This window comes from Microbacterium oxydans (genome assembly GCF_900095745.1).
Taxonomy (GTDB): Bacteria; Actinomycetota; Actinomycetes; order Actinomycetales; family Microbacteriaceae; genus Microbacterium; species Microbacterium oxydans_B.
The window spans coordinates 414,502-432,638 of the sequence record NZ_FMIR01000017.1 but is presented as its reverse complement, the minus strand read 5'-3'; the positions used below and the strand labels follow the sequence as shown (position 1 = coordinate 432,638).

Genomic DNA, 18,137 nt, shown 5'->3' with positions numbered 1-18,137 from the left:
CCCGGTGCCGCAGGGGATGATCCGGAGTACGAGAAAGCCTTAGGGTGGGGGAGTGCTCGACCTCATCGACGAACTGAGCCCCGTCCAGGGTGCGCCCGCGATCGCCCCGGAGTGGGAAGGTCCGGCGCGGTACTGGCCACGCCTCTCCGCCGCGACCGGACACCTGCCGGCGCCGGTCGGGGTGATCGATCGCGAGGCGCTCCGCTACAACGCGATGGACCTGTTAGTGCGCGCGGGCGGACTCCCCATCCGAGTCGCCTCGAAGTCGGTGCGCGTGCGCGCCGTGCTCGATGCGGTGCTGAAGCTGCCCGGATTCCGCGGCATCCTCGCGTTCACGCTCGAGGAGGCGCTGTGGCTCGCCGAGACGCATGACGACATCATGCTCGGCTACCCGACGGTGGATCGTGCGGGCCTGGAACGGCTCTTCGCCGATGAACGTGCGGCGCAGCGCATCACGTTGATGGTCGACGATCTCGTCCACCTCGACCTGATCGACAGCGTCGCAGGTCCCGCCTCGCGCCCCGAGATCCGCGTCGCGATCGATGTCGACGCCTCCTGGCGATCGTCCCTCCTCGGCCACATCGGCGTGCGCCGCTCGGCGCTCTTCACTGCCGGTGAGGTCGCCGGCTTCGCCCGCAAGGTGGTCGCGCGTCCCGGCTTCCGCCTCGTCGGACTGCAGATGTACGACGCGCAGATCGCCGGACAGGGCGATGATGCCGGGGCCGACGCGCCGCTGATCCGCGTGGTGCAGGCGAGGTCGAGGAACGAGCTGCGCGAGCGACGGGCGGCCATCGTCGCCGCCGTCGGTGCGATCGCCCCGCTGGAGATCCTCAACGGTGGGGGCACGGGCTCGCTCGAGTTCACCGGCAGCGACGAGTCGCTCACCGAGGCGAGTGCCGGGAGCGGGCTGCTCGGCGGCCATCTGTTCGACGGCTACCGCTCGTTCCGTCCCGCCCCGGCCTCAGCCTTCGCTTTCGATGTGGTGCGCCGTCCGGCCGCCGATATCGCCACCGTGCTCGGAGGAGGCTGGATCGCCTCCGGCCCTGCGCTCGCCTCCCGTCAGCCCCGTCCGGTGTGGCCCGAAGGGCTCCGCACACTCGGGCGCGAGGCCGCCGGTGAGGTGCAGACGCCGCTGCAGGGCCCCGCCGCCACGTCGTTGGGCGTGGGAGACCGGGTCTGGTTCCGGCATGCGAAGAGCGGTGAGCCCGCGGAGCGCATCGAGCGCTACCACCTGGTTTCGGGGGAGCAGGTCATCGATGAGCTCCCCACCTACCGCGGCGAGGGAAAGGCGTTCCTGTGACGAGAATCGGCGGCTCCTGGCAGAACTGGGGCCGGTCGGCCTCGGTGCGCCCCGTGCGCGTGGAGCGTCCGCGCAGCCCCGAAGGCGTGCAGCGCGCGGTGATCGCGGCGGTGAAGCACGGTCTCAGCGTGAAGGCTGTGGGAGCGGGGCACAGCTTCACCGGCATCGCCGTCGCACCCGGTGTCCTGCTGGAGCTCGACGACCTGCAGGGACTCGTCTCGGCGGATGCGGCCACCGGCCGCGTCACCCTCCTCGCGGGCACCCGGCTGCACCGCGTCCCCGGATTGCTCGCGCCCTATGGGCTCGCCATGGAGAACCTGGGCGACATCGATCGCCAGTCCATCGCGGGAGCGATCTCGACCGGAACCCACGGCACCGGCGCTCGGTTCGGCGGCCTGGCGACTCAGGTCGTCGGCATCACCATGGTCACCGCCGCCGGAGAGTTCCTCCGCATCGACGACGAGCACGAGAGCGAGCTGCTGCCTGCTGTCGCGCTCGGGCTCGGCGCTCTCGGCATCATCGTCGAGGTGACGCTGCAGTGCACACCGGCGTTCGTCATGCACGCCATCGACGAGCCGGCCCCGCTCGACGACGTGCTCGCCACGCTCGATGAACGTGTGGCTTCGTCGGACCACTTCGAGTTCTACTGGTTCCCGCATACCGAGGTGGCACTGACGAAGCGTCAGACGCGACTGCCCGAGTCGACGGTACGCAAGCCGCTCCCCGTCGTGGGCAGGTGGATCGATGAGACGCTTCTCTCCAACGGGGTCTACCGTGTCGTGTGCGCCGCGGGGCAGGTCGTTCCGGCGATGACGCCGCCGTTCAGCAGATTGGCGGTCAAGCTCACCGGAGACCGCGAGTTCACCGAGCAGTCGCATCGGGTGCTCATCCAGAGCCGCACCGTGCGGTTCCGTGAGATGGAGTATGCGCTCCCGGCCGAGAACGTCGTGCCGGCGTTCCAGGCGGTCCGCGCCCTCATCGCTCAGCGCGGGTGGCGGATCGAGTTCCCGATCGAGGTGCGTTTCGCGGCGGAAGACGACCTGTGGCTGTCGACGGCGCACGGGCGGCCGAGCGCTTACATCGCCGTGCACCGGTATTGGCGCGCCGACCCCACGGAGTACTTCAACGCGGTGGAGGAGATCATGCTCGAGTTCGGGGGACGGCCGCACTGGGGCAAGCTGCACACGTTGACGGACGAGGCGCTGCGCGAGCGCTATCCGCGATTCGACGACTTCGTCGCGCTCCGCGACCGTCTCGATCCGGAGCGGCGTTTCACGAATCGCTATCTCGAACGGGTACTCGGAGCCTGACACGGTTCGGGACCGCAACCCGGGCCGCGCGCCCAGTCCACGTGCAGGGTGCGCGTCTAGGATGAGAGAAACACGAGGAAGGGTGGGCCTCTGATGGAATGGCTCGTGCCGGTACTGATCGTTGTCGGAGTGATCCTGCTCGCCGGCATCTATCTGTGGGCCACGTACAACTCGCTGGTGCAGCTGAAGGTACGCGTCGACGAGGCGTGGAGCGGCATCACGGTGCAGTTGAAGCGACGAGCCGACCTCATCCCCAACCTCATCGAGACGGTCAAGGGATACGCCTCCCACGAGAAGGCGGTCTTCGAGAACGTGACTCGTGCACGCGCCGAGACGCTGTCCGCCGGCGGTCCCGGTGAGGCAGGCATCGCCGAGGGACACCTCCAGCAGGCGCTGCGCAGTCTCTTCGCGGTCGCCGAGGCGTACCCGCAGCTGCAGGCGAGCACGAACTTCCTCCAGGTGCAGCAGGCGCTGGTCGACACCGAAGACAAGATCCAGGCTGCGCGCCGGTTCTACAACGGTGGCGTGCGCGAGCTCAACACCAAGATCAAGGTCTTCCCGAACAACCTGTTCGCCAAGGGACTCGGCTTCACCGAGCGGGAGTTCTTCGAGGTCGCCGACAGCAGTGCGATCTCCGAGCCGCCTCGCGTGCAGTTCTGATTCGAATCGCATTCACCAGGGGCCCGCTCACCAGGCGCTGAGCACCACGCCGTCTGCGGTGAACGACACGTCGCCGCGCACGGTCCACGTCTCGGTCCGGTAGGTGGCCTCGCGCTTCGCGCCGTCCTGCCCTGTTCCGGTGACCGTGGTGACCAGGCCGCCGCCCTCCGCCGAGAACTCCGTGCCGGTCAGGGCCAGCGTCGGTAGCTTCTCGATGCGGTATCGGTACTCCGACACTGCGCGGAACTCGGTGCCCCAGGGGATGCGGATTCCGCAGCCCTCGGGCGCGGCGGTGCCGGGCTTCGCGCACGTCTCGAGGTGCTCGTCGAGTTGCTTCTGCGCGGCGGCTGTCGCCTCGGGGCGTACCGACACATCGATGTCGACGGCCGTCTCGTCGCCGGGGAGCACGGTCACCGATGTCTCTCCGCTGAGCAGCGACACCGGTGCGGCGGCGACGGTGTAGGTCGCCGGCAACAGCGCCGTCGCCTCGTCGGCGGGTAGGAGCTGCTCCCCGATGGCGATGAATGAGCCGACCGAGGGGCGGGCGGTCACGGTACCCCGCCCGGACTCATCCACCACCCACCGTCCGTCGATGGGGGAGAGCGTGAGCTCTGCGGAGTGTTTCTCGTCAGCCAGGCGGAAGGAGATCTCGGCCGTCGCCGTCACACCACCGACCGGCGCGCTGTCGTCTCCGCTGACGGAGATCACCTCCGCATCGTGGACGAGTGCGGTCGCGTCGGAGAACGCGTCGAGCGTCTCCTGCTGCATCACGGCACCAGTGGCCTCCACCGCTGCGGGGTCACCGGATTCGAGCGCGCGCAGGTACTCCGCCGCCGCCTCCTCCGCCGTGGCGGGGCGGCTGGTCGCTTGCCAGATCCACACGCCACCGGCGACGAGCACGACGACGCCGACCGCACCGGCGATCAGCCACCAGCGCCGCCGACTCACGGGGAATTCTCTCTGGCGTGCACGTGTCTGTGCACCTGCGCGCCCGTGCCGCTCAGCGCCTCATGAAGCGCTGCCGTGGCATCGCCCCAACCAGAGACCGACACGCGCTCCAGACCCTGCCAAGCGGCGGCGAGGGCCAGTTCCGCGGCGACGGGCTCGGCATCGCCCGGCCGGGCCTGCGGCTCCCACCACGCGGACTGCACCTGCAGTGTCGAGGTGGCGCGGTCGGCCTTCAGGTCGACCCTCGCCACGATGCGGTCGCCGACGAGCACGGGCAGCGAGTAGTAGCCGAACCGGCGCTTCTCAGCCGGGACGTAGATCTCGATGCGGTAGTCGAGGTCGAAGATGCGCAGCGCCCGGTCGCGGAACCACACCACCGGATCGAAGGGCGTCAGAACGGCTGCGGCTCCGACCTTGCGCGGCAGAACGGCGTCGCGATGCCGCCAGGCGGGCAAAGGACGGCCTCCGCGTTCCCACCCGCGCACCTGAACCGGCTGCAGTTCCCCGGCATCGACGAGCTCGGTGACCGATCGGGCGACCGCGGCACGGTCACGGATCCGGTAGTAGTCGGCGAGGTCGGATTGCGTCGCGACACCGCTCGAGCGAGCCGCACGACGCGTCAGCTCGAGGATCGCCTCGGCGCGGGAGATCTCCCGCGACCGGATACCGTCTGGAATCACCTGGTCGGCCAGGGCGTACGTGCGCTCGAAGCCCCGGCGGCCGCTGACGGCGACATCACCCGTGCGCCAGAGGTGTTCGAGCGCGAGCTTGGCCTCGTCCCAGTCCCACCATGTTCCGCGTTCCCGCGGCGCGTCGTCACGCAGGTCGGCGGGACGCAGCGGACCCCGCGCACGCAGTTCGTCTTGCACCCACTGCACCGTGCGCGCGTTGTTGCTCATCCACGAGTCTTCATCCGCCCACTTCCGCCGGAAGTCGTCCATGCGGAATCGCCACAGCGGCCAGTCCGCCACCGGGATGAACGTCGCCTCGTGGGCGAGGTACTCGACGTAGTGGGTGGTGCGGGAGAGGAAGACCCTGTCGAGGAGCGCCGGGTCGTAGGAGCCGAGACGGGAGAACAGGGGGAGGTAGTGCGAGCGTGCGAACACGTTCACGGAATCGATCTGGAGCACCCCCAGGCGGTCCATCACCCGGTGCACGTGGCGGGCGGTGACCGCCTCGGGTCTGGCGCGGGTGAACCCCTGAGCGGCGAGGGCGATTCGCCGGGCCTGGGTGGAGCTGAGGGTCTCGGTCACGCCGTCAGCGTATCGCCGGGCGCCGACATCGCCCGTTCTCAGCGAAGGATGCGTCGAACGGCATACGGCTTGACCGTAGACTTGGGCGATGAGCGAGGACCAGCGCCCCCGGCTGCGAGATTTCTTCCGTCCGCGCCCGGTGTCCACAGACCGCACCGTGACGACCGACGCCGATGAGGCGGTGCCCTTGTCGCTGCGGATCACAGCGAGCTACTCCTGGCGGCTGTTGATCATCGCCGCAGCGATCGGCGTCTTCATCTGGCTGGTGATGCTGCTGAAGCTCCTGGTCATCCCGCTGATGGTCGGCATCCTCATCACGGCGCTCCTGTGGCCGGCGTTCTCGTGGATGCTGCGTCGCGGACTCCCTCGCTGGCTGGCGATCGCCATCTCGCTCATCGGGACAGCGGCCATCGTGACCGGCCTGCTCTGGCTCGTCGTCTGGCAGGTGCGTGCCCAGCTGCCCGACGTGCAGGCGCGCTCGACCGAGGCGTTCGACCAGTTCCAGGTCTGGTTGCACGAGGGCCCCCTGAACCTCTCCGACACCCAGATCGCCGACTATCTGCAGCAGGGCCTCGACTTCCTCGACGAGCAGACGCAGGCGCTGTGGACGGGTGCCCTGGCCATCGGCACCACCGTGGGTCACGTCGCCACCGGTGCGCTGCTGTCGTTGTTCATCCTCATCTGCCTGCTCGCCGACGGCGCCGGCATCTGGCGGTGGACCGTGAAGATCTTCCCGCGCAAGGCCCGCCCGGCGGTCGACGGGGCTGCGCGAAACGGCTGGGCGACGATCGTGAACTACGCCCGCACTCAGTTGTTCGTGGCCACCATCGACGCGATCGGCATCGGCCTCGGGGCCTTCCTGCTGCAGGTGCCGCTCGCGCTTCCGGTCGCCGTGCTGGTGTTCCTCGGCTCCTTCATCCCGATCGTGGGTGCGGTCGCGACCGGCGCTGTCGCCGTGTTCCTCGCACTCGTCTACAACGGGCCGTGGATCGCACTGTGGATGCTCGTGGTCGTGCTGGCTGTCCAGCAGATCGAGGGCCACATCCTGCAGCCGATCATGATGGGCTCTGCGGTGAAGGTGCACCCGCTCGCGGTCGTGCTCGTCGTGGCGGGTGGCGCGATGATCGCCGGCATCCCCGGAGCGCTCTTCGCCGTTCCACTGGCGGCCTTCGTCAACGTCGCGGCCGTGACCATCAGTTCGGGTTCCTGGCGCACCGGCGTCGGTCCGAGCGGAGACCTTATCTGGAGCACAGTACCGCGCGAGCGGAGACGGAGGAATCGATGAGTGCAGTCCCCAGCCTGACCGAGTTCGAACAAGCAGCTCAGAGTCTGGCTGAGGTGATCTCGCACACGCCGACGCTGCCGTCGCGAGCCCTCTCCGACATTCACGGAGGCCCCGTCCTGCTGAAGATGGAGAATCTTCAGCGCACGGGTTCATTCAAGATCCGCGGTGCGGCGTATCGGTTGTCACGCCTGAGCGCTGAAGAGCGCTCGCGCGGCGTCGTCGCGGCATCCGCGGGCAACCACGCTCAGGGCGTCGCGCTCGCGGCGCAGGCGCTCGGCATTCCCGCGACCATCTTCATGCCGCTGGGCGTTCCGGTTCCCAAGCTTCTCGCCACGCGCGGGTACGGTGCAGAGGTCGTGCTGGAGGGCGAGACCGTGGCGACCTCGCTGCGTCTGGCGGCGGAGTTCTCCGAGCGCACCGGTGCCGTGCTGATCCATCCGTTCGACCACCGCGACATCGTGATCGGGCAGGGGACGCTCGGACTCGAACTGCTCGAAGACGCCCCGGACGTCGACACCGTGGTGCTCGGCATCGGCGGTGGCGGCCTGATCGCCGGTGTCGCTGCGGCCGTGAAGGCGCGCGCCGCGGAGCTGGGGCGCACCGTTCGCATCGTCGGCGTGCAGGCCGAGAACGCCGCCGCCGTGCCCCCGTCTCTCGCTGCGGGGGAGCCCGTCGACATCGTCACTCGACCGACCATCGCCGATGGAATCCTGGTCGCACGCCCCGGCGCCATTCCCTTCGACATCATCAAGGACCTCGTCGACGAGGTCGTCACCGTCTCCGACGACGACCTCGCTCGGGCGATCCTGATCCTGCTGGAGCAGGCGAAGGTCGTGGTCGAGCCGGCCGGTGCGGCCGGTGTCGCGGCGATCATGGCCGGCAAGGTCTCGGGTACCGGCACGACCATGGCTGTGCTCTCGGGCGGCAACATCGATCCGCTCCTCCTGCAGCGGGTCGTGTCCCACGGGCTCGCCGCATCGGGCCGGTACCTCACGATCCGGGTTCCGCTGCCGGACCGCCCCGGTCAACTCGCCCGTGTCTCCGACCTCATCGCCGGGGCAGGCGCGAACGTCATCGAGGCGATCCACACCAGGCACGGTCACGGACTGCAGATCAGCGAGGTCATCCTCGAGCTCAGCGTCGAGACGCGCGGCCCGGAGCATTCGGAGCACACTCTCGACACTCTGCGCCGCGCCGGCTTCGAGCCCATCATCGTCGCCGACTAGGTACACGGTCGCTCACGCAGAAGCGCCCCCGCGTCCGAGAGGATGCGGGGGCGCTTCTTGCGTAGGGCGTCAGCCCGCGTAGGTCTCGACGTTCACGATCTCGACGCTGATCGAACGCCCGTTGGGCGCTTCGTAGGCCGACTTCTCGCCGACCTTGAGGCCGAGGATGGCCTGACCGAGCGGGCTGGCCTCGCTGTAGACGTCGAGGTCGCTGCCGACGGCGATCTCCCGGCTGCCGAGGAGGAAGACCTCTTCGCCGCCGGCGACGAGCGCGGTGACGACGGTGCCGGGCTCGACGATCCCGCGGCTGGCGGGAGCTTCGCCGACCTTGGCGGTCTTCAGCAGAGCTTCGAGGGTACGGATGCGGGCCTCCTGCTTGCCCTGCTCATCCTTCGCGGCGTGGTATCCGCCGTTCTCCTTGAGGTCGCCTTCTTCGCGGGCCGCCTCGATGCGCTTGGCGATCTCATCGCGACCCACGGTCGACAGGTGCTCCAGCTCGGCGACGAGCCGGTCGTAAGCCTCCTGCGTGAGGAAGGGAACCTGAGCATCGGTGGACATGGCGAAGCTCCTTCTTTCGGGATCCCTCCGGCGTGCTGCGGGGGATATGCCAAGACGCCCCGGCTCGTGCCGGGGCGTCGTATGTCTGCCACGAGTCTAGGCGACCCAGCAGGTGTTCACCAAACCTGTCGTGGCCTCGGCGACCGTCGGGATGGTGACCGACTTCGCCTGTGAGTGACTGTCCCCGGCGGGGATCTCGACGATCTTCCAGCCGACCACGCCGAACTCCTCATCGAGGGCTTCGAGGGCGCAGACGACGTCCCGGCCCTGCACGCCGGTGACCTGGAAGCTCACTTCTACCGAGTACTCATCGACGAGCGTGAAGCCCAGATCGTCGGCGTCGACGGAGGCCATGGACTGCGCGACGGTCATCCAGCTGAACGCACCGACCACGAGCAGCGCGAGGCCGCCGCCGGCGATCCACGGCCACCGCCGCCGTCGGGTTCGTCCATAGCGTTCGTCGAGCTCTTGTGCGGTCGTCACAGGTGGGTCTTCCCGGTCGTTAGGCTGGTAGTACCAGGTTATGCGACCTGCGTACGAAAGGCCGATTCATGCTCGCTCTGACCGAGACCCCGATGCCGACACCGTCCATGACGGTGAAGCCGGAGGCCGTCACCCCCGGGTTCATCGGTTTCGCCGTGATCGTGGTGATCGTGATCGCCGTGATCCTGCTCATCTGGGACATGAATCGTCGGATCCGCCGCGTCCGGTACCGCGACGAGGTGCGCGAGGAACTCGACGCCGAGGAAGCCGCACGCGCCGCCTTCGGAGCCCAAGGCGACACGAGCACGACGGGATCGACCGAGATCGACGGCGCCGGCGCCCGCGACGAGGGCGAAGAACCGCCGGCACGCTGAGTGCCCCAGGGCGCCGGAGCGCCCGAGCGAGCCCAGGCCGACGGGTGACTACGGAGCGCCGAGCGAGGGCGACAGCGGTGCGAGGGCGATGAGCAGGCACGCGGTCCAATGGCACAGGAACGCGAGCACGGTGCACACGTGGAAGATCTCGTGGAAGCCGAAGTGGCCGGGCCAGGGATTCGGCTTCTTGAGCGCGTAGACGACCGCGCCGCCCGTGTACAGGAGCCCGCCGACGATGACGAGCACCATCATCGCGACGTTCGCCGCGAGAAGGTCGCCGATGTACATCACGGCCGCCCAGCCGAGCAGCAGGTACAGGGCGACGTAGAGCCAGCGCGGCGCGTTGATCCAGAAGACTCGGAACAGGATTCCGATGGCGGTCCCACCCCAGACGAGGCAGAGGAGCAGCACGCCCTGCTCAGGCGGCAGCGCGAGCACCGCCAGCGGCGTGTAGGTACCGGCGATCAGCAGCAGGATGTTCGCGTGATCGATCCGCTTCAGGAGTACCTTCACCTTCGGCTTCCAATCGAACCGGTGGTACAGCGCCGAGTTGCCGAACAGCAGCATCGAGGTGACCATGAACACGGCGGAGGCCCATTTCGCTGCGGCCCCATCGGCCACGAGGATCAGGATCGCGCCGGCGACCACCGCCACGGGGAAGGTGCCCGCGTGGATCCATCCTCGCCATGTGGGCCGGATCTCCACCGCGGCATCGACTTCGCCGGCGGCGTGCAGCGGGAGCTCGGGGACATCGGGACCGGACTGTTCGGGAGTGCTCACGTGCTCACTCTAAGCCGATGCGCATACCTCGACGAGCACATGATCCTCAGCATCCGCACACCGTGGCGAAAGCCCTGGCACGGTAGCGTAGGGAGGTGATATCACGCGAGAATCCGGTGCGAGGGCCGCTGTATCGGCTCTACACCAGTCGGCTGCGTCGCCACCTCGATCCCGCTTCCGTCCCACATCACGTCGCGATGATGATCGACGGCAACAGGCGATGGGCGCGCCAGCTCGGATTCGACAGTGCGGCAGAAGGCCACCGGGCCGGGGCTGCGAAGATGCGTGAGTTCCTCGGCTGGTGCGACGAACTCGGCGTGCGCGTCGTGTCGCTGTATCTGCTCTCCAGCGACAACCTGCGAAAGAGGGACTCCGCGGAGCTCGCCGACCTCATCGAGATCATCGCCGAGCTGGCAGAGGCGCTGTCCCAGGAGGGCAACTGGCGCGTCAAGCACGTCGGACGCTCCGACATCCTTCCGCCCGAACTCGCCAGAGTGCTCGCCGACGCCGAGGCGCGCACCAAGGACCACAGCGGACTCCACGTGAATCTCGCCGTCGGCTACGGCGGTCGCAACGAGATCGTCGACGCGGTTCGCAGCATCATCACCAAGCACGAAGCTTCGGGCGGCACGCTGGAGGACCTCGCCGCCCACCTCACTCCGGAGATGATCGGCGAGCACCTGTACACCGGGGGACAACCGGATCCCGATCTCGTCATCCGCACGAGCGGTGAGCAGCGACTCAGCGACTTCCTGCTCTGGCAGAGCGCGCACAGCGAGTTCTATTTCGTCGAGGCCCTCGGGCCGGATCTGCGACAGGTCGACTTCCTCCGCGCGATCCGCGACTATACGGATCGCGAACGCCGGTTCGGCCGCTGACCGGAGGCGGTGCGACCGGCACCGTGTCACAATGACGCAGTGAGCACTTTCCAGGACTATGTCGACACGTTCGACAACGAGTCCGGCTACCTGAACTGGGCGGCTTTCGGCCCGCTGTCTCCCTCGGTGCGCGAAGAGGTCTTCGCCGACGCCGACCTCCTGGGAAGCGGACGCCCCTCCTCCCTGTCGCTGGTCGCCGAGCGCGTCGGTCAGGCGCAAGAGCTCGTCGCGGAGATGCTCGGCGGCGACGCTGCCGACGTCACCCTGCAGCCCTCGTCGACGCAGGGACTGATGCACGCGCTGTACGGCATCTCCGGGGCGGTCATCGCGAGCACGGCGGAGTTCCCCAGCGTCAGCCTGACGCTCGAGCGGGCCGCGACCGCATCGGACCGCGCGGTCACGCCCCGGTGGATCACGCCCGACGACGGACGCGTGACGCCGGATGCGGTCGCCGAGGCTCTCGACGACGAGATCGTCGCATTGGCGGTGAGTCACGTCGACTTCCGCACCGGGTACCGTGTCGACCTCGCCGCACTGCGTGACGTGATCGGTCCCGACCGCCTGCTCATCGTCGACGCGGTGCAGTCGTTCGGCGTGATCGACGTCGACTACACGGCCGCCGACGTGGTGGTCGGACACGGCTACAAGTGGCTGCGTGCGGGCAGGGGCAGCGCCTTCGCCTGGTTCGCGCCGCGAGCACGGGAGCGGATCGTCCCCGTGCTCTCCGGGATCACCGGGACCACGGCGACCGACCTGTTCGTCGACGAGCTGCCGGCTCCGGCGGCATCCGCCAGGGCGTATACGGTCAGTCAGCCGGACACCCTCGCTGCGGGACGACTCGCGATCGGTGTGCGCGACATGCGCGACGCCGGAGTCGCCGCCATCGAGGAGCGGCTCGCCGACAACGTCGACCGTGTCATCGAGATCGCCGACCGCCATGGGATCGAGGTGAGTTCGCCGCGCGAGCGCTCGCAGCGTGCCGGCATCGTCGCGCTGGCGCCGGAAGAGCCCGCCCGGCTCGCGGCGGCGCTGGCGAATGCAGGAATCGTGGTGACGGCGCGCGGATCCTCGGTGCGCATCGCCCCGCACGCGGGCACAGACGCGGCCACCCTTGAACTGCTCGACGAGACGCTGCACGCGTTCGGCAACGAGACGTTCATCAGCGCGTAACGAATCCCTGGCGTGTCTAGCCCGGGTTAATCCCCTGGGCGGTCGTACGTTCTAGGCATCGGGCAAGGCGCCCGTTCGGGTCGGCCTCAGGTTCGCGGCTCGTGACCCCCTGGTCGACTCGTTCGAATAGCCGGGATTCCCCGGGTCGGGAGTGGGTCGTGACCACACGTACAGCGCAGCAGGCCACCAGCACCGCGCAGCAGTCCACCCGTAAGACGTCAAGCCGGGCATCATCGTCCGCCGATCCGGATCAGGATCTGCGCACCTACGTGCTCGACACCTCCGTTCTGCTGAGCGATCCGCAGGCGTTCTTCCGTTTCGCAGAGCACTCGGTCGTCGTCCCGGTGGTCGTGATCACGGAGCTGGAGGGCAAGCGTCACGACCCGGAGATCGGATACTTCGCACGCCAGGCGCTGCGGCACCTCGACGACCTGCGCATCGAACACGGACGCCTGGACTTTCCGGTCGAGGTCGGGGAGGGCGGCACGCTCCGCGTCGAGCTCGCCAACACCGACTCCTCGGTGCTCCCGGCCGGCATCCGTCTCAGCGACAACGACACCCGCATCCTCTCGGTCGCGATGCACCTCGCGCAGGACGGCCAGGACGTCACGATCGTCTCGAAGGACCTGCCGATGCGCGTGAAAGCCGCATCGCTGGGACTCCGGGCGGAGGAGTACCTCGCCGAGCAGGCGGTGGACTCCGGATGGACCGGCATCGCGACGCTCGACCTCTCCGGCGACGACATCAGCGACCTCTACGAGAGCGAAGTCGGCATCAGCGACCAGGCTCGGGGGATCCCGGTGAACACCGGGCTGATCATCCACTCCGAGCGCGGCTCCGCTCTCGGGCGCGTCACGGGTGATGGCGAGTTCCGCCTGGTGCGCGGCGACCGCGACATCTTCGGCATGCACGGCCGTTCGGCGGAGCAGCGGATCGCGATCGACCTGCTGCTCGACCAGGAGGTCGGCATCGTCTCCCTCGGCGGTCGTGCGGGAACCGGCAAGTCGGCGCTCGCACTGTGCGCCGGGCTCGAGGCCGTGTTGGAGCGCCAGCAGCAGAAGAAGATCATCGTGTTCCGGCCGCTGTTCGCGGTCGGCGGCCAGGAGCTCGGCTACCTGCCCGGCGACCAGGGCGAGAAGATGGGCCCCTGGGGGCAGGCGGTGTTCGACACGCTCGGCTCGGTCGTCTCCGGCAACGTCATCGAAGAGGTCGTCGAGCGCGGACTGCTTGAGGTGCTGCCGCTCACCCACATCCGTGGACGCTCCCTGCACGATGCCTTCGTGATCGTCGATGAGGCGCAATCGCTGGAACGGAACGTGCTGCTCACGGTGCTGAGCCGCATGGGACAGAACTCGCGGGTCATCCTCACCCACGACGTCGGTCAGCGGGACAACCTCCGCGTCGGCCGGCACGACGGGATCGCCAGCGTGATCGAGACGCTGAAGGGGCACGAGCTCTTCGGGCATGTCACCCTGACGCGCTCCGAGCGCTCGGCCATCGCCGCCCTCGTCACCGAGCTCCTGGAGGGCGGAGAGCTCAGCTGACGACCGGAAACGACGGATGCCGCGAGGAACGAGTCCTCGCGGCATCCGTCGTTTCGTGCGGGTCAGCCCGGGTGGGTCATCGAGAGCAGGTCGAGCTTCTCGTCGAGCTGCTCGAGGGTGAGGTCGCCGCGCTCGACATAGCCGAGGTCGATCACGGCGTCGCGCACGGTGATGCCCTTGGCGACCGAGTGCTTGGCGATCTTCGCCGCAGCTTCGTAGCCGATGAGCTTGTTGAGCGGAGTGACGATCGACGGACTCATACCCGCGAAAGCCGCCGCCCGCTCGACGTTCGCCTGCAGACCGTCGATCGTCTTGTCGGCGAGTACGCGCGAAGCGTTCGACAGCAGACGGATCGACTCGAGCACGGCCGTGCCCATCACCGGGATCGCGACGTTGAGCTCGAACGAACCGGATGCTCCGGCCCAGGCGACCGTCGCATCGTTGCCGATCACCCGCGCGCACACCATCAGCACGGCTTCGGGGACCACCGGGTTGACCTTGCCGGGCATGATCGAGGAGCCGGGCTGGAGGTCGGGGATGTGCAGTTCTCCGAGGCCCGTGTTGGGGCCGGAGCCCATCCACCGCAGGTCGTTGTTGATCTTGGTGAGCGAGACGGCGATCGTCCGCAGAGCGCCGGATGCCTCGACCAGGCCGTCGCGGTTGGCCTGCGCCTCGAAGTGATCCTTGGCCTCGGTGATGGGCAGCTCGGTCTCGGCCGCGAGCAGCGCGATGACCTTCTGCGGGAAGCCGAGGGGCGTGTTGATACCGGTGCCCACCGCGGTGCCGCCCAGGGGGACCTCGGCGACGCGGGGGAGAGCGGACTGCACGCGCTCGATGCCGAGGCGGACCTGTCGGGCGTAGCCGCCGAACTCCTGGCCGAGGGTCACGGGCGTGGCATCCATGAGGTGCGTGCGGCCGGACTTGACCGCATCCTTCCAGAGCTCCGCCTTCGCCTCGAGGGCGACCGCGAGGTGGTCGAGCGCAGGGATGAGGGTGTCGATGAGGGCCTGTGTCACGGCGATGTGCACCGACGTCGGGAACACGTCGTTCGACGACTGCGAGGCGTTCACGTGGTCGTTCGGGTGCACGGTCGAGCCGAGGATGCCGGTCGCGAGGGTCGCGAGCACCTCGTTCATGTTCATGTTCGACGACGTGCCGGAACCGGTCTGATAGGTGTCGACCGGGAACTCGCCGTCGTGCGCGCCGGAGGCCACCTGATCGGCGGCCTGCGCGATCGCGTCGGCGATGGCTCCGTCGAGCGTGCCGAGCTCCTTGTTGGCGAGCGCCGCAGCCTTCTTGATCCGCGCGAGCGCGGCGATCTGCGTGGATTCGAGACCCTTGCCCGAGATCGGGAAGTTCTCGACGGCGCGCTGCGTCTGCGCCCCGTAGAGGGCTTTCACGGGCACCCGCACCTCACCCATGGTGTCGTGCTCGATGCGGTACTCGTTATCGGTCATTCCGAACCCTCCTTGGTTGCGGGGTCGATCCCCTTGGTGACGTCGGTGTCGAGCCCGACCGTGATGACGGGCACTGCCACGCCTTCGGCCAGACGGTAGTTGGCGCCGACGATGCCGAGACGGCCTTCGGCGACGGCGTTGCTGATGATCTCGGACGACTGCAGCAGATCGCGCACGGTGTTGCGCAGGTGCTCGATGCCGACGAGCTCCGAGTCGATGTCGGCGACGGTGCCGCCGCCGTTCTCTGCCAGGACCTTCCGGGCCGCGGGAACGATCGGGGCGATCAGCTTCCAGATGTGCGGCGGCAGGGGCGCGGCGTCGATCGCGGTGCCGTCGATCGCTGCGCGAACCGCGCCGCAGGAGTCGTGCGCGAGGACCACGATCAGGGGCACTTCGAGCACCGCGACCGCGTACTCGAGGCTCGCGACGATCGATTCACCGATGACCTGGCCGGCGTTGCGGACGACGAACAGGTCGCCGAGGCCGAGGTCGAAGATGATCTCAGCGGCGAGACGGGAGTCGGAGCAGCCGAACAACGTGGCGACGGGGTGCTGTGCCGCCGCCAGGTCTTTGCGGCGGAGCACATCCTGGTTCGGGTGACGCGGCTCGTCCGCGACGAAACGGCGGTTGCCATCCTGCATCTGCTGCCAGGCTGCGGCCGGGGTCAGGGGGTGCGTCATGAGGCCTCCGAGATGTCGCGGATCTGCGGGATGAGGGATTCTGCGAGCTCCGCGGTGGAGTCTGCGGAGCGCGCGCCGTAGAGCAGGATGTAGTCGTCGCCCGCCTGAGTGCCGATGGCGTAGGTGACGTTCGCGTTGGACTCGGCGCTGCCGGGCTTGTAGACGTCCCAGTCGAGTCCGCCGATGCGCACCGTGTCCGTGGGAGCGATGCCGCTCAGACGCTGCGGGGCCCAGGATGCGTCGGCGTCGAAGGCCTGCGCGACCTTGACGAAGCCGCGCTCCGTGTCCGATTTCGGCGCGAGCGTCACTTCCCAGACGACCGTGGCGCCGCCCTGCATCTCCGCTTTGTTCGCGCGCCAGAAGGTGCCGAGCTCGGGGATGAGGACGGGGCGCTGCATCGAGGACTCCACGCCTTCGGCCACGGACGCGACGTCGAGCGGCTTGCGCTCGACAGGCTCGCCCCGGGGCACGGCGAAGATGATGACGGCGACGACGGCCACTGTGACCAGCAGCGCCGCGATGAGATTGCGGAAGGTCTGGCTGGAACGATAGGCCTTGCTCGACGCCGCCTTGCGGGCGGCGGTCTCGTCCGGCGTCTCGGGGCGTCCGAGCTCGGCGATGATCGGAGGCTGCTTGCTCATGCGTCTCCGCCAGGGGCCTCGTCGGATGCGGCCGCACGGGCGGCGTCCAGACGGCGCTTCGCGCCGAGCAGCCACTCCTCGCAGCGTGCGGCCAGCGCCTCGCCGCGCTCCCAGAGCGCGAGTGAGTGCTCGAGCGTCGGAGAGCCCTGCTCCAGCTCGGCGACGACCTTGACGAGCTCGTCACGGGCTGCCTCGAACGACAGCGTCTCCACGGGGATGTCGTTCAGGGCGCTCACTCCTCCATCCTACGTCGTGCGTCGCGTCGGCCCGGCTCAGTCGCTCTCAGGGATCTCGCCCTCCGAGCGGGCAGCCACCGATCCACGATCGACCGTGATCGTCAGGGCGCTGCCTGCCGGCGCATCCGCCGCATCGCGGAGGATCACGCCGCCCTCGAGGTGCGCGATCGCATAGCCGCGAGCCAGGGTCGCCGCGGGGGAGAGCGCGCGCAGGGAGGCGCGCAGTTCGCTCGTACGACGGCCCGCGAGGTCGAGCTGCCGGGTGAGGCTGTCGCGGCCACGGGACAGCAGGAGCCACAGCTCCTGCGCGCGCGCGTCGATGATCGGCGCGGGGGAGCGGAGGACCGGGCGGGAGCGGAGCTGCTCGAGCTGTGCGATGTCGTGCGTGAGGCGCTGCGTGAGGCGCGACGTCGCGCGGGATCTCAACTGCGCGATCAGAGCTCGCTGCTCTCCGACGTCGGGTACCACACGCTTCGCCGCATCCGTCGGGGTGGACGCGCGGAGGTCGGCGACATCGTCGAGGAGGGGGTGGTCGTTCTCATGTCCGATCGCGCTGACGACGGGAGTGGTCGCCGCGGACACCGCCCGCACGAGACGCTCGTCGCTGAAGCCGAGGAGCGTCTGCGGGTCACCGCCGCCGCGAGCGATGATGATGACATCGACCTCGGGGTCCGCGTCCAACTTCGCCAGGGCGGCCAGGGTGTCGGGCACACAGCGATCACCCTGCACGGCGGCGTACTCGGTGCGGAAGCGCACCTGCGGCCAGCGCAGCTCGGCGTTGCGGTGCACGTCTTTCTCGGCGTCGGAGCGCTCGCCGGTGATCAGACCGATGACGTGCGGGAGGAACGGCAGGCGCTTCTTGCGGGCCGGGTCGAACAGGCCCTCCTGACGCAGTTGCACACGGAGCTTCTCGAGACGTTCGAGCTGATCGCCCAGGCCCACGTGCTTCATCGCGGAGACCGCGAAGCTGAAGTCTCCGGCCTTCACGAAGTAGTCGGCCTTCACCGCGACGACGACGTGATCGCCGATGCCGATGTCGGACGGGATGCGTCCGCGAACACTCGACCACACGCGGATCGAGATCTGCGCGTCGGAGCGGGTGTCCTTCAGCCGCGCGAAGACGTTGCCGGCGCGCACGTTCCAGGACGTGATCTCCCCTTCGACCCACACCGTGTTCCAGCGGGCGATGAAGTCGCGGATGGTCGTGTTGAGCCGCGTGACCGAGGTGGGGGCATCGGCTGTGGAATCGCGCGGCGCGACCGAATCGGCGGGCGGCGTCTCGCCCTGGCCCGTCGTCGCTTCGAAGACTGTCATCCGCTCCCGTTCCTGACCCCGCGCTCTCCGGCCTCGCACA

The 18,137-nt window shown here is 68.7% G+C and carries 19 protein-coding genes; 9 read left to right on the top strand and 10 right to left on the bottom strand.

From position 1 onward, the window contains the following. Positions 1 to 52 precede the first annotated feature (52 nt). From BQ2383_RS12395 to BQ2383_RS12385, 3 genes are all read left to right on the top strand, one after another. Positions 53 to 1,300 carry an alanine racemase gene (locus BQ2383_RS12395; RefSeq protein WP_091034291.1) on the top strand — a complete coding sequence of 416 codons (1,248 nt, stop codon included), beginning with the start codon at positions 53 to 55 and terminating at the stop codon, positions 1,298 to 1,300. Then, the gene (locus tag BQ2383_RS12390) at positions 1,297 to 2,610 is read left to right on the top strand and encodes a D-arabinono-1,4-lactone oxidase (RefSeq protein ID WP_091034288.1); all 1,314 of its coding nucleotides are present in this window, start codon (positions 1,297 to 1,299) and stop codon (positions 2,608 to 2,610) included. Before BQ2383_RS12395 ends, BQ2383_RS12390 begins: the two co-directional genes overlap by 4 nt. 93 nt (positions 2,611 to 2,703) lie before the next feature. Beyond that, on the top strand, positions 2,704 to 3,270 hold the full coding sequence (locus tag BQ2383_RS12385; RefSeq protein WP_029262976.1) for a LemA family protein: 567 nt from the start codon (positions 2,704 to 2,706) through the stop codon (positions 3,268 to 3,270). Between the two features lie 27 nt (positions 3,271 to 3,297). On the opposite strand, the gene BQ2383_RS12380 is transcribed toward BQ2383_RS12385, so the two are convergent. Together BQ2383_RS12380 and BQ2383_RS12375 are read right to left on the bottom strand one after the other, a co-directional pair. Then, positions 3,298 to 4,218, bottom strand: a complete 921-nt coding sequence (locus tag BQ2383_RS12380; RefSeq protein WP_091034286.1) for a hypothetical protein — start codon at positions 4,216 to 4,218, stop codon at positions 3,298 to 3,300. Continuing rightward, positions 4,215 to 5,471: a winged helix-turn-helix domain-containing protein gene (locus BQ2383_RS12375; RefSeq protein ID WP_091034283.1), complete on the bottom strand. Its 1,257-nt coding sequence runs from the start codon at positions 5,469 to 5,471 to the stop codon at positions 4,215 to 4,217. Before BQ2383_RS12375 ends, BQ2383_RS12380 begins: the two co-directional genes overlap by 4 nt. A gap of 88 nt (positions 5,472 to 5,559) precedes the next feature. Between BQ2383_RS12375 and BQ2383_RS12370 the strand changes: the two genes are divergently transcribed. Further along, positions 5,560 to 6,756 (top strand): AI-2E family transporter, encoded by a 1,197-nt coding sequence (locus BQ2383_RS12370; protein ID WP_205828950.1) that lies wholly within the window; start codon positions 5,560 to 5,562, stop codon positions 6,754 to 6,756. After that, the gene (gene ilvA / locus BQ2383_RS12365) at positions 6,753 to 7,982 is read left to right on the top strand and encodes a threonine ammonia-lyase (protein ID WP_091034280.1); all 1,230 of its coding nucleotides are present in this window, start codon (positions 6,753 to 6,755) and stop codon (positions 7,980 to 7,982) included. Before BQ2383_RS12370 ends, ilvA begins: the two co-directional genes overlap by 4 nt. A gap of 69 nt (positions 7,983 to 8,051) precedes the next feature. Here ilvA and greA read toward each other — a convergent pair whose 3' ends face one another. Then, entirely contained in the window at positions 8,052 to 8,540 is a 489-nt protein-coding gene (greA, locus tag BQ2383_RS12360) for a transcription elongation factor GreA (protein ID WP_029262971.1), read from the bottom strand. A gap of 96 nt (positions 8,541 to 8,636) precedes the next feature. Then, positions 8,637 to 9,023, bottom strand: coding sequence for a DUF4307 domain-containing protein (locus tag BQ2383_RS12355; protein ID WP_091034277.1), 387 nt, complete (start codon positions 9,021 to 9,023; stop codon positions 8,637 to 8,639). 68 nt (positions 9,024 to 9,091) lie between these two features. On the opposite strand from BQ2383_RS12355, the gene BQ2383_RS12350 reads away from it, so the two are divergent. Beyond that, the gene (locus BQ2383_RS12350; RefSeq protein WP_237682422.1) at positions 9,092 to 9,397 is read left to right on the top strand and encodes a hypothetical protein; all 306 of its coding nucleotides are present in this window, start codon (positions 9,092 to 9,094) and stop codon (positions 9,395 to 9,397) included. A gap of 48 nt (positions 9,398 to 9,445) precedes the next feature. Here the strand turns inward: BQ2383_RS12350 and trhA are convergent, their stop codons facing one another. Next, complete coding sequence (trhA, locus tag BQ2383_RS12345) at positions 9,446 to 10,177, bottom strand: PAQR family membrane homeostasis protein TrhA (RefSeq protein WP_091034275.1); 732 nt, start codon at positions 10,175 to 10,177, stop codon at positions 9,446 to 9,448. Positions 10,178 to 10,275: 98 nt separating this feature from the next. On the opposite strand from trhA, the gene BQ2383_RS12340 reads away from it, so the two are divergent. From BQ2383_RS12340 to BQ2383_RS12330, 3 genes are all read left to right on the top strand, one after another. Continuing rightward, complete coding sequence (locus tag BQ2383_RS12340) at positions 10,276 to 11,055, top strand: isoprenyl transferase (protein WP_091034563.1); 780 nt, start codon at positions 10,276 to 10,278, stop codon at positions 11,053 to 11,055. 39 nt (positions 11,056 to 11,094) lie between these two features. Next, positions 11,095 to 12,225, top strand: coding sequence for an aminotransferase class V-fold PLP-dependent enzyme (locus BQ2383_RS12335; protein WP_091034272.1), 1,131 nt, complete (start codon positions 11,095 to 11,097; stop codon positions 12,223 to 12,225). Between the two features lie 158 nt (positions 12,226 to 12,383). Next, positions 12,384 to 13,769, top strand: a complete 1,386-nt coding sequence (locus BQ2383_RS12330) for a PhoH family protein (RefSeq protein WP_029262965.1) — start codon at positions 12,384 to 12,386, stop codon at positions 13,767 to 13,769. Positions 13,770 to 13,831: 62 nt separating this feature from the next. On the opposite strand, the gene BQ2383_RS12325 is transcribed toward BQ2383_RS12330, so the two are convergent. Genes BQ2383_RS12325 through xseA form a run of 5 tightly spaced genes read right to left on the bottom strand, consistent with a single transcriptional unit; the run spans position 13,832 to position 18,097 of the window. Further along, entirely contained in the window at positions 13,832 to 15,226 is a 1,395-nt protein-coding gene (locus tag BQ2383_RS12325) for a class II fumarate hydratase (protein WP_091034270.1), read from the bottom strand. Then, positions 15,223 to 15,906 (bottom strand): carbonic anhydrase, encoded by a 684-nt coding sequence (locus BQ2383_RS12320; RefSeq protein WP_091034267.1) that lies wholly within the window; start codon positions 15,904 to 15,906, stop codon positions 15,223 to 15,225. The genes BQ2383_RS12325 and BQ2383_RS12320 overlap by 4 nt, the downstream gene beginning before the upstream one ends. Next, complete coding sequence (locus BQ2383_RS12315; protein WP_091034265.1) at positions 15,903 to 16,547, bottom strand: DUF4245 family protein; 645 nt, start codon at positions 16,545 to 16,547, stop codon at positions 15,903 to 15,905. The genes BQ2383_RS12320 and BQ2383_RS12315 overlap by 4 nt, the downstream gene beginning before the upstream one ends. Continuing rightward, positions 16,544 to 16,783, bottom strand: coding sequence for an exodeoxyribonuclease VII small subunit (locus BQ2383_RS12310; RefSeq protein WP_208617666.1), 240 nt, complete (start codon positions 16,781 to 16,783; stop codon positions 16,544 to 16,546). The genes BQ2383_RS12315 and BQ2383_RS12310 overlap by 4 nt, the downstream gene beginning before the upstream one ends. 36 nt (positions 16,784 to 16,819) lie before the next feature. Beyond that, positions 16,820 to 18,097 carry an exodeoxyribonuclease VII large subunit gene (gene xseA, locus BQ2383_RS12305; RefSeq protein WP_091034263.1) on the bottom strand — a complete coding sequence of 426 codons (1,278 nt, stop codon included), beginning with the start codon at positions 18,095 to 18,097 and terminating at the stop codon, positions 16,820 to 16,822. Positions 18,098 to 18,137: the final 40 nt, after the last annotated feature.